Source organism: Luteibacter sp. Sphag1AF (assembly GCF_014192715.1).
Taxonomy (GTDB): domain Bacteria; phylum Pseudomonadota; class Gammaproteobacteria; order Xanthomonadales; family Rhodanobacteraceae; genus Luteibacter.
The window spans coordinates 83,842-95,983 of sequence record NZ_JACHYH010000009.1 but is presented as its reverse complement, the minus strand read 5'-3'; the positions used below and the strand labels follow the sequence as shown (position 1 = coordinate 95,983).

Sequence of the window (12,142 nt, the reverse complement as noted above, 5' to 3'; positions counted from 1 at the left end):
CGCGATAAAGAACCGGCCACCCCTGATCGCCGGTCCCCTGGCTGCGCGCTGGCATCGCAATTATCCACCGACAGGCGTTCGTTACGAAAGTGTTGCACCGCGACAACGAAACGGTTACCGCCAGCCCGCCGGAGGCTGTCACGCCGTCGACATATTGGGTCGCTAACGTGCCGCTCCTTCGTTTGGCGATGCGATGTTGCGATCATTTAGCAACCCAATCGCCGACGTTTGAGTATTTTCTCAAAATTGTGAGGTTGGCATGAAGAAGCGGGTATTGGCCTCGGCCGTGTGGGGAATGTGTGCGACGGCGGCTGCCGAGGCCGCTCCGCAGACGGCGCTGGAACTGTATGTGGACAGCAAGACCCAGCAAATTTATGCGGAGCCGGGTCCGGGTCGCACGAAACTGGGGCGTTTCGTGCGCAGCGAAGAGGGGCAGGGAGGCGCCGCTACGACGGTTGCAGCGACGCCTGCTGCGGCCGTCCAGACGCCCACAGCGGCACCGCTGGTTGCCTCCGGCCCGGCCCCGGTGAAGTCCACCAAGTGGTACGACCGCATCGGTCTGCGTGGTTATCTGCAGATGCGCTACAACCAGGGCGTGGGTGGCGATCACGGCGACCTGCGTTCGCCGGGTGACCGCTTCATCGGCAAGGATCAGGGCTTTGGCATCCGTCGTGCGCGCCTGGTCATCAGCGGTGACGTGTCGGACAACGTGTCGATCTACATCCAGCCGGATTTCGGCAGCACGCCCACCGGTTCCACGACGACCAACTTCGCGCAGTTACGCGATGCGTATGCGGACATCTATTTCAACAAGGAAAAGACCTGGCGCCTGCGCGCAGGTCAGTCCAAAGTGCCTTATGGCTGGGAAGATTTGCAGTCCAGCCAGAACCGTCTGGCGCTTGACCGCGCCGATGCGCTGAACTCGGCAGTTCGCGACGAGCGCGATCTGGGCCTGTTTTTCTACTACTCGCCCACGGTGGCGCGCGAGCGCTTCGCCTACCTGCAAAAGTCGGGCTTGAAGGGGTCCGGCGACTACGGCGTGTTCGGCGTGGGTGTGTACAACGGCCAGGGCGCGAATCGTCCGGATCGCAACGACCAGTTGCACACCGTGCTGCACTTCACTTATCCGTTCAAGATGAGCAACGGTCAGTATCTGGAAGTGGGCGCGGATGCCTATTCGGGTCGTTACAAGGTCACCACCGGCACGGCGTTGTCTGCCACGGGCAGCACGTTCACGCCGCGCGTGGATGCGCCCGAAGCGGGATCGGAAGATCGCCGTGTTGCCGCGCACGTCATTTATTACCCGCAGCCGTTTGGCTTCCAGGCGGAGTGGACCGTGGGGCGCGGCCCGCAGCTGGACGTGGCCCGCCGCACCATCCGCACGATGTCACTGCGCGGCGGCTACGCCCAGGTGATGTACAAGGTGGACGGCAATTACGGCTCGCTGATGCCGTATGCCAAGTGGCAGACTTATCGCGGTGCCGCGAAGTTCGACACCAATGCGCCGCGCATGCTGGTGGACGAACTGGAAGTGGGTGTGGAGTGGCAGCCGCTCACGGAGCTTGAGATCGCCCTGTCCTACGCGAACATGCGTCGGACGGACGTCACGGCGGCGCCGTACAAGCGGGTGGATGGCGATCTGGTCCGGCTCCAGTTGCAGGTCAATTTCTGAGTCCGGGCGCGGCCTGGCGGGCCGCGCCCTCATCGAAAGGTGGCCCCGGGGAGGGGAACCCGCGATACTTGGCGGTTCCCCAAAGCATTCAGTCCCTCTCATGCGCATCGGAATCGACTTCGGAACCAGCTATTCGGCCGCTGCTGCCATCATTGATGGTGAGCTGAAGCTCGTTCGTTTCGGGGAGGCCCGCCAGTTCCGCACGGCGGTGTTCTTCCCCGAGGTAGTGCCCAACGTCGAAGACTTCGTGCTGACGCCTGTGCTTGAGGCTCAGGTCGAATCCATCATCCGCGCGTCGCGCGCCGATGAGCGTGCGGCGGGTCTTTCGCCACGTCCTGAAGTGCAGTTGCACCGGGAAGCCGTGCGCATCGTGCGGCGCCAGTGGATGGAAGAGCAGACTCGTGCAGCGTCTGCTTCGGTGGCCAGCTTCCAGGATGCGCTGTTCGGCGAGGACGCCGTGGACGCCTATCTGGAAGAGGGCACCGGCAACCTGATCGAATCGCCCAAGTCGATGTTCGGCTACAAGCTGGACCCCCGCGTCCGCAAGACCATCGTGAGCATTGCCGCGCACATCCTCGAACACATCCGCCTGACGGCCACCCAGCAGTTTGGCGTGCCGGTGCGTGAGGCGGTGATTGGACGTCCGGTGGAGTTTCGCAGTTCCATGGGACCGGCTGGTGGCGATCAGGCACTGGGCATTCTGCGCGAGGCCGCCGATATTGCCGGCTTTGACGGCGTGTCGTTCCTGGAAGAGCCGGCCGCCGCTGCCATGGCGTACCACATGCAACTGCAAGAGCGGCAGCGCGCGATCATCGTGGACATCGGTGGTGGTACCACTGACGTGGCCTATGCCGAACTGGGCGGCGGTCTCGAACCGCAGGTGCATCGCAGCTGGGGTCTTCCCCGTGGCGGTACGGATCTGGACGTGGGCATCAGCCTCTACAGTTTCATGCCCCATTTCGGCAAAGACACATCCGGCGTCCCCGTTCACCACTTCGTGGAAGCGGCCAGTGTCCACAATCTTCCCAAGCAGCGTGAATTCCGCAAGCAGGACTACCGCCAGGTGGACGAGCCATTCGGCAGCCGCCTGCGCGCGCTGCAATCCACGGGTGCAACGACCCGCCTCAATCAGTCGGCCGAGCGCGTGAAAATCGAGCTGAGCGCTGGCCCGCGTGCCTGCGCCGCGCTGGACTTCATCGAAGCGGATCTCGCTGTCGAGGCCACCGACGCCGACTTCAAGGTAGCCTCGGAAGACTTCCTCGACCGGATGCAGCGCCTTCTGGAGCAGACCCGCTCTGACCTCCCCGAAGCCCCGGGCAGCATCTTCCTCACCGGCGGCACGTCGCGTTCGCCCCAGGTGCAGGAGAGGGTGCGAATGAGCTTTCCCGGCATTGACGTGGTCCATGGCGATCCATCGCTGGGTGTCGTCTCAGGTCTCGCAAGGGCCGCAATTTCTTGAGTTTTTACCGATCTAAGTAAAAACTCCTAAGCGTATTCGGCAATTTCACACCGCATAGCCGTAGTTAGGTCATAAACGTCGCCAGTGCGGCAATTCGATGCGTATCCGGCATTCAATTATGCAAACCATGCCCGGGTGCCGTATCTTCTCTGCCGCTCCTGGGTCTTCTCAAAGGGGGGGTGCCGGCGATGAGCAACTGTTTGTTTTCCTCGATAACCGTGGTGCGCGCCGGGGGCGTGCGTGCATCCACCGGGTTTCGGCACGATCGGCCAGATGAAGGCCGATTGAGACGCTCCTTGCGCCTCTCCCCCTAACGACACTGAGTGAAACCAACGACTACACGGATCGGCTATGGAGGGACGGCTAATGTCGATGAAGTCCGACAAGCAGGGGTTGGACAGCTGGGAAGAATTTGATCTGGTGACTTTGGGGTCCGCCCTGAAGTTTTGTGACGTGGATTTGCTGATGCTCAATCCGGCACGTCCGCGAGCCACCGTCGCATCTGTGATGCGTGATGGCAGTTTCTACCTCACGGCAGACGTCGGTTTTGACGTGCGAGGCAGTTTCACAGTGCCGGACGACTGGTGCATGGTGGCCTATGTGCACCAGGCCTCGGAGCGCAGCTGGTGTCAGGGTGTAAGTGTGGAATCGGATATGGCGGTGACGCTGCTGCCTGGTGTATCTACCGATTTCATGTTCGAGCGCGGCGCTCGCATCACGCTGGCGATGGTGCATGCGGCCCAGTTCCGCACGCGCTTTGCGGCGCTGGAGCAGGGTGATCTTGAGTTCTACGCGCAACGTTTGCGGTTGTTCAGTTCGCGCTCGCCGGTGCTGACCCGCGCGTTCGAACGCATCCGCGAGCAATTGCCGCGCGACGGCGAGGCAGCGTTGGGGCCTGTGGAGGATCTGCTCGATCAGCACATCGCGGCGGCGATGGCGTCCAGTTCGGAAGATCGACCGATGTCTTCACGGGGCAGGCGTGCGCACTATCAGGTGTTGCGGCGTGCCGAGCGTTTCATGCGGGCCAATCTTCGTCGCGACATCTACGCGCAGGAGCTGTGTCAGGCAGCCGGTGCCAGTGAGCGCGGCTTGCGCTATGCGTTTGATGATCTTCTGGGTGTTCCGCCCAATCGTTATCTGGCCATGCTTCGCCTGTGTGTGGCGCATCGCAGCCTCGTGACTGCGGAAGCTGGACGCCGTTCGGTGAAGTCGGTGGCGTTGAGTTGCGGCATGTGGGACTTGTCGCGCTTCGCTGAAAAGTATCGGCACATGTTTGGCGAACAGCCACGCGAAACGCTGACGCGGGCAACGCAGCCTACGGAAGATATGTCGATGGCAGACGAATACGACGGTTGGTAGACGCGCTATTCACATCGCTCCGAAAACGATTTGCGTGTTGCCGGAATTGCTTTTGTCGTTGCCGTTTGTGGCCATCGCAATGATGGCCACCTCTCTCTAATCAGAACCATTCGGGCGGCGAGAACTCTCGCCGCCCTTTTTTTTCGCGCTGCACTGTGGCGCGTGGGGCTGAAAGGGAGAGCGGGGTAATGAAGTTCATCAAGAACCGTTTTGTACGCGGCATGCGTGCTGCGCGCCTATCCCTGTCCGCGCATGCGGATGTTCGTCGTCAACACGTCTCGACCGCCTTGCGCATTCTTGCAACGGCATTGTGCGTGTTTGTCGGCGGTACCGTTGCCGGCACCGAAGCGGTGACCGTCAACACCAAAGTCCCTGCCGCGCCGGCTGCTACCGCCACCACGGAGGCTGCTGCCAGGAAAGAAGCGGAGGTCACAGCATCCGGCGAAACCACGACGACAGACGACGACTCGAAAGCCGCCAGGAGCACCGATGGCACGACAGCCATCGCGGAGGCTGCGGCCATGTCTGCATGGTCAGCGCCCGCCGCGTCCATGCATTCGTCGCTCAGTTCCAGTGCTTCGCGCTCGGACATGTCCAATGCCACGCTGGTCAGCGGCATGGCCTCGCCTTCGCTTATCGGCCCCGGTGATCCGCGTTATCCGCTTCCTGCCGAGGCGGTTCGCGCGGGTACGTTCATCGGCACGGGTGGACTGGTGGGCGCTCTGACCGGCACGTTGAATCCTGTGCTGACGACGTTGCTCGACCCCACCACCAACTACCTCAGCAATGGTGCGCAGAGGCTCGCTACGGTCAATGTCACCGGCGCGTACCAGAGCCTGGGCATCGGTTCGATCAATACGGGCGTGAATCTCCTCGGCCTCACCCAGCCGATCAACGGAACAGCGCTCGGTCAGAACCAGCATCTGACGCTGGTTGGCGGCGTTACCTCCGACAGTTACATCACCAACATCAACCGGGGCGTGGACGGCTTCTCGTCGGGCCTCCTGGGTTCTGTACTCCTGCCAAACGGCTCCCCCGCATGGTCTGCCGATTGCGCGAGCCTTCTGGGCATTCCCCTCGCGCGGTGCTGGGCGGTGAACCCCGCCCAGGACAACCAGGTAATCATGGGCGACAAGGCCACTGCCAACGGGTCGCAGGAAGTGGTCATCGGGCGCGGTGCAAGTCACACGCTCCCGGCGGTTTCCGCCGATGTGGCATTCCCTGGCACGTCGCGCAACGATCCGACCAATCCGTCCGGCGTGCCGACCAATGCCTTCGCCACGCGCATGGGCAACTCAGTGGTTATCGGTGACAGCGCGAGTGGCACGAACGACAAGCAGACGATCATCGGCGCTAACGCGACGTCCTCCACGCTCAACAGCGTGGCATTGGGCAATGGTTCCGTCGCTGATCGCGCACCCCTGGCGAGTTACACCACATACGGGCTCAGCACGCCTCAGACATCCGCTGGCGCGGTGGCGGTGGGTGCTACGGGCACCGAGCGCCAGATCGCGCACGTGGCCGCGGGCACCGACAACTACGACGCCGTGAACGTGCTGCAATTGAAAGGCGCCATGGCCAGCGTGTCTGCGCTGGATCTGCTGGGCGTGTTGTACGACGCCGATGGCAACGGTCTGCCGACCAATTCGCTCACCTTGCTGGGCGCGGGTCTTGGAACCGGGCCGGTCGGCCTGCATAACCTCGCGGCGGGTTCCCTGGCGGCAGGCAGCCTTGATGGTGTGAACGGCACGCAGTTGCGCGCCGCGAATCAGGGTGTTGCCACGTTGCTCGGTGGCGGCGCGGCCGTGAGTGTGGCCGGTGCGCTTACCGCGCCCACCTATTCGGTGCCCACCATCGCGGTGGGTGGTGGCGTCACGGCGCAAACGTACTCCGACGTGGGTTCGGCCTTCGGTGGATTGAATACATCGCTCGGCAACGTCAACACGCGACTCACCAATGTCTACACCACTGGCCTGAAGTATTTGCAGGTCAACAGCACAGGTACCGCCAGCGCGGCGACCGGCGTGGATTCGATTGCCCTGGGTGCGGGCGCGACAGCCGCCAACGCCAACAGCATTGCGCTGGGTGCGGGCGCGGTGACCTCGGTGGGTGCACAGACGGGCTATACCGCCATCGGTATCACCGGGGCGCAGAACTCACTGGGTGAGGTAGCCGTCGGTACACGCAAGATCACGGGGCTGGCAGCAGGCAGCGCACCGGGCGACGCCGTCAACGTGGCGCAGCTGACCGGCGTGAACGCGGCGGTCACCAACCTGGCGCGCATCGGCGTGCATTACGACGTGGACGGTGGCGGCAATCCGCTGAACCACATTGCGCTGTCGGGCACGGGTGTGGGCACGGTAGGGCTCGGCAATCTCACGGCGGGCGCCATCACCGCGGCCAGTACGGATGCGGTCAACGGCGCGCAGCTCTTCGCTTCCAACTCCACACTGGCCGGGTATCTGGGCGCGGGCGCGGCGGTCAGTGCGACGGGTGTGTTCACGGCGCCGATCTTCTCGGTACCGGCCATCGCGGCGAACGGCACGGTGACCGCAGGCACGTTCGGTACCGTGGGCGATGCATTCACGGGGGTCGGCGCGTCGCTCAGCAACGTCAACACGCGAGTCACCAACCTTTACACCACGGGCCTGAAGTATTTGCAGGTGAACAGCACAGGTGTCGCCAGCGCGGCGACGGGCGTGGACTCCATCGCGCTGGGCGCAGGCGCCACGGCTGCCAACAACAACAGTATTGCGCTGGGCGCGGGCGCGGTCACCTCGGTGGGCGCGCAGACCGGCTACACGGCCATCGGCGTGACGGGCGCGCAGAACTCGCTCGGCGAAGTGGCCGTGGGTACGCGCAAGATCACGGGGCTGGCGGCGGGCAGCGCGCTGGGCGATGCCGTGAACGTCGCGCAGCTGACCGGCGTGAGCAACGCAGTGAACACATTGGCCGACATCACCGTGCATTACGACGTGGACGGTGGCGGCAATCCGTTGAATCACGTCACGCTGTCTGGCACGGGTGTGGGCACGGTCGGGCTGGGCAACCTCTCGGCGGGCGCGGTCACGGCGGCCAGCACGGATGCGATCAATGGCGCACAGATCTTCGCTTACAACTCGACGCTGGCCGGATATCTCGGTGCCGGTGCCGGGGTAAGCGCGACGGGCGTATTCACGGCGCCGACCTTTTCGGTGCCGACCATCGCGGCGAACGGCACGGTCACCGCAGGCACCTTCGGCAACGTGGGTGACGCGTTCACGGGTATCGGCACGTCGCTTGGCAACGTCAACACGCGGGTGACCAATCTCTACACCACGGGCCTGAAGTATTTGCAGGTGAACAGCACGGGTGTCGCCAGCGTGGCGACAGGCGTGGATTCCATCGCGCTTGGCGCAGGCGCCACCGCTGCCAACAACAACAGCATCGCGCTGGGTGCCGGTGCGGTGACCAGTGTGGGTGCGCAGACCGGCTACGACGCCATCGGCGTGACCGGTCTCCAGAACTCGCTGGGTGAAGTGGCCGTGGGTACGCGCAAGATCACGGGGCTGGCGGCGGGCAGTGCGCTGGGCGATGCCGTGAACGTCGGTCAGCTGGCCGGCGTGAATACCTCGCTGACCACCGCCGTGAATGATCTTGGCCGGATCACGGTGCACTACGACGTGGATGGCGGCGGCAACCCGCTCAATTCGGTGAGCCTCACCGGTTCGGGTGTGGGGGCGGTCGGTCTGAACAATGTACTTGCAGGCGCGGTGACAGCATCGAGTACCGGTGCCATCAACGGCGCGCAGCTGTATGCCACCAACACGACGCTGGCCGGTTATCTCGGCGGCGGCGCGGGGTTCAATGCAGGCACGGGATTGTTCGTCGCGCCCTCGTATCTGCTGAACGGCATCGGCGTTACAGGCGCCGTGACGCCCGGTACATTCGGCACCGTGGCCAATGCGTTTGCATCGGTGGATACGTCGCTGGGCAACGTCAATGCGCGCATCAATCTGCTGAGCGCTTCTGATTCGGCCTACGTCAAAGTGAACTCTGTTGCCGCAGAAAGTTCGGCGGGAGGAGCGGAAGGTATCGCCATCGGTGGCGCGGCCAATGCGTCGGCAGCAGACAGCCTCGCCATCGGCCACAACGCCATCGCCGGCAACGGCAACAGCGTGGCACTGGGCGCTGGTTCGGTCACGACGGTGGGTGCGCAAACCGGCTATACCGCTTACGGTCTGGTCGCGCCGCAAACGTCGCTGGGTGAGGTGAACGTCGGCACGCGCACGATCAGTGGTGTTTCGGCGGGTCGTCTGGATAACGACGCCGTCAACGTGGCGCAGTTGCGCTCGGTGAGCACCAGCGTGGGTGATCTGGGCGCGCTGGCCGTGCTGTACGACAACGACGGCACCGGCAACCGCAGCAACAGCATCACCCTGACGGGCACCGGCGTGGGCGCCGTGGGCATCCACAATGTGGCGCCCGGCAGCCTGGCTTCCACCAGCACCGATGCGGTCAACGGTTCGCAATTGAGCGCAGCCAACACCTACGTGGCGACCTCGCTGGGTGGCGGCGCGACGTTCAACCCGGCGACCGGCACCTTCACGGCACCGAGTTTCGCGATCACTACGGTGGCGCCCAATGGCACCGCGACCACTGCCAACTATCCGACCGTGGATGCCGCGTTCGGTGCGGTGAATGGCTCGGTGACGAACGTCAACTCGCGGGTCAATTCGATCTTCACCACCGGCCTGAAGTACGTGCAGATCAATTCCACCGGAGCCGCCAGCACGGCGGCCGGTGTGGATGGCATCGCCATCGGCGCAGGCGCCTCGGCATCCAACGCGAACAGCGTGGCGCTGGGCGCCGGTTCGCAGACGCTGGTGGGTGCACAGGTGGGTTACAGCGCTTACGGATTGGTCGCGCCGCAGACCTCGCTGGGTGAAGTGAATGTCGGCACACGCACCATCAGCGGTGTGTCGGCCGGACGTCTGGACAACGATGCGGTCAATGTGGCGCAGCTGCGTTCGGTGAGCACCAGCGTGGGTGACCTGAGCGCACTGGCGGTGCGTTACGACGACGATGGAGCAGGCAACCCGACCGACAACATCACGCTGACGGGAAGCGGGGTGGGTGAGGTGGGCATTCACAACGTGGCGGCCGGCAGCCTTGCTGCCACAAGCACCGATGCCGTGAACGGCTCGCAGCTCAGTGCGGCCAATACGTACGTGGCCACGTCGCTTGGCGGCGGAGCTACCTTCAATCCGGCGACCGGTACGTTTACGGCACCCAGCTACGCCATCACCAGCGTGACTTCGGACGGCAGCGCCAGCACGGCCAACTACACGTCGGTCGGCACGGCATTCAGTGCGATGAACACCTCGGTGAACAACGTCAACACGCGCCTGAGCTCGCTGTACACCACCGGCTCGAAGTACGTGCAGGTGAACTCGACCGGGGTGGCCAGCGCGGCGACGGCTGCCGAATCAGTGGCGATTGGCGGTGGTGCGACGGTCTCCAACGCCAACAGTGTGGCACTGGGCTCCGGTTCGGCCACGACCGTTGGCGCACAGCTGGGTTATCTCGCCTATGGCCTCACGGCCCCGCAGACGTCGCTGGGTGAAGTGAATATCGGCACGCGTACCATCAGTGGCGTGTCCGCCGGGCGGGTGGACGATGATGCCGTCAACGTGGCACAGCTGCGTTCGGTGAGCGATCAGGCCGCCGCCATGAACGCGCTGGACGTCCATTATCAGGACGACGGCACGGGTCACGCGGCCAACGTGGTGGTGCTGGGTAACGGCACGGGTTCGGTGGCGATGCACAACCTGAGCAATGGCGCCCTGACTGCCGGCAGCCTGGACGCGGTGAACGGTGGCCAGTTGAATGCTGCCTACAACGCGATGGTCACGGCGTTCGGCGGCAGTGCGTCGTTCGATCCGCTGACCAGCACGTTCCAGGGACCGGTCATGGCCTTGCGCAACATTTCGCCCACGGGCGTGGTGACGCCGGGCACTTACAACACCACGGCATCCGCGTTTACCTCGGTGGATGACTCGATCAGCGCGTTGAACGCGCGGATCAATGGCATCTCGGCAGGAACGCCGACGCCGTATCTGAGTGTTTCATCGACCGGAGCCGCAGCCACTGCGACGGGCGTCGATGCGGTTGCACTGGGTGGCGAATCGGTGGCCGCTGGCGACGGTGCGCTTGCAGTAGGTGGTGAAGCGAATGCGACCGGAGCCAGTGCCACGGCCATCGGCGATGGTGCGGTGGCAACGGGCAATGGCGCCCTGGCGGCAGGCGGTGGCGCGCAAGCGCAGGCCGTTGGCGCGGTAGCGATGGGCAATCTCAGCCAGGCCACCACCGAAGGCTCGGTGGCGCTGGGTACGGGCTCGGTCGCGAATCGCACCGGTACTGGTGTGGAACTCTTCAGCGGTGTGGCCATCCCGGCGCAGGGCGTGGTGTCGGTGGGCTCGGCCGGTGCCGAACGCCAGATCACCAATGTGGCGGGTGGTACCGAAGATACTGACGCGGTGAACGTGCGCCAGCTTCGTGCGGTGGACGCGCAGATCGGCAACCTCAGCGGTCTGGCGATCCAGTACGACGACATGTCCCATTCCACGGCTACGCTCAACCGCGGCGGGGCCTCGGTGCGGCTGTCCAATGTGGCCAACGGGGCGATTGCCAGCGGCAGCCTGGATGCCATCAATGGTGGCCAGCTGTTCGGCTGGACCCAGGACACGAGCAACCCCTTCAGCAACACCTCCCTCTACAACAGCATCCTCGCTCTACAGAGCAATCCGTCCGGCGGCAACACGACGGGTCTGGCGGTGAATGACTCCAACGGCCTGGGCGCGGCCACGGCCGGAGGCGGCAACAGCGTGGCGACGGGCGCGGGTGCATCCTCTTCGGGTGCTAACTCCACGACCATCGGCAACGGTGCACAGGCCACCGCCAGCAACTCGGTGGCGGTAGGCGCAGGGTCGGTCGCCGACCGGGCCAATTCAGTATCTGTCGGCACGGCCGAGAACAATCGGCAGATCACTAACGTGGCGGCCGGCACGCAGGCGACCGACGCGGTGAACGTCGGCCAGCTGACCGCCGCCCAGAACGGCACGGCGCACTACGACACGACGCCCACGGGCGCGAATGACTACACCAGCATGACGCTGGGCGGTCCTGGCGGAACCACCACCACGACCATTCACAACGTGGCGCCCGGCACATCGGCCACCGATGCGGCCAACGTGGGGCAGGTGAGCCAGGCGATGGACTGGTCGCGCAGCTACACCGACCAGCGCGTGGGTTCGCTCAACCAGGACATCCAGCGGAACAACTCGCGGGCCAGCGCAGGCGTGGCCTCGGCCATGGCGATGGCGGGCCTGCCGCAGGCCATGACCCCCGGCCGGAATATGGCGGCAGTAGCGGGCGGAACGTTCCGGGGCGAATCGAGCATCGCCGTCGGTCTTTCTACGGTATCCGATGGCGGCGGCTGGGTTTACAAGGTAAGCGGAACCGCAAACTCACGCGGTGACGCAGGCTTCAGCGTTGGCGCAGGTATGGAATGGTAGCCGCGACAGGTAGCCGCAGAAAAAACAAATTTCGCAAATTTTGATTGCCTTGTCGGAGCAGGAAGCGTATTGGTTAGCTCAGCGATCTACAGGGTA

At 64.3% G+C, this 12,142-nt stretch carries 4 protein-coding genes; all 4 read left to right on the top strand.

Going from position 1 to position 12,142, the window contains the following annotated elements; genetic code table 11:
- Nucleotides 1–259: 259 nt before the first annotated feature.
- The 4 genes from FHW69_RS17230 to FHW69_RS17215 all read left to right on the top strand — a co-directional run bounded on the left by FHW69_RS17230 (nucleotide 260) and on the right by FHW69_RS17215 (nucleotide 12,046).
- Complete coding sequence (locus tag FHW69_RS17230; protein ID WP_183424341.1) at nucleotides 260–1,672, top strand: porin; 1,413 nt, start codon at nucleotides 260–262, stop codon at nucleotides 1,670–1,672.
- Nucleotides 1,673–1,772: 100 nt separating this feature from the next.
- Complete coding sequence (locus tag FHW69_RS17225) at nucleotides 1,773–3,131, top strand: Hsp70 family protein (RefSeq protein ID WP_183424340.1); 1,359 nt, start codon at nucleotides 1,773–1,775, stop codon at nucleotides 3,129–3,131.
- A 366-nt stretch (nucleotides 3,132–3,497) separates the two neighbouring features.
- The gene (locus FHW69_RS17220; RefSeq protein WP_183424339.1) at nucleotides 3,498–4,490 is read left to right on the top strand and encodes an AraC family transcriptional regulator; all 993 of its coding nucleotides are present in this window, start codon (nucleotides 3,498–3,500) and stop codon (nucleotides 4,488–4,490) included.
- A 188-nt stretch (nucleotides 4,491–4,678) separates the two neighbouring features.
- Nucleotides 4,679–12,046: a YadA-like family protein gene (locus FHW69_RS17215; RefSeq protein ID WP_183424338.1), complete on the top strand. Its 7,368-nt coding sequence runs from the start codon at nucleotides 4,679–4,681 to the stop codon at nucleotides 12,044–12,046.
- Nucleotides 12,047–12,142 lie beyond the last annotated feature (96 nt).

Coding starts and splice junctions, on each gene's coding strand:
- FHW69_RS17220 (WP_183424339.1), top strand. CDS start 3,498: ATGTCGATGAAGTCCGACAAGCAGGGGTTGGACAGCTGGGAAGAATTT.
- FHW69_RS17230 (WP_183424341.1), top strand. CDS start 260: ATGAAGAAGCGGGTATTGGCCTCGGCCGTGTGGGGAATGTGTGCGACG.
- FHW69_RS17225 (WP_183424340.1), top strand. CDS start 1,773: ATGCGCATCGGAATCGACTTCGGAACCAGCTATTCGGCCGCTGCTGCC.
- FHW69_RS17215 (WP_183424338.1), top strand. CDS start 4,679: ATGAAGTTCATCAAGAACCGTTTTGTACGCGGCATGCGTGCTGCGCGC.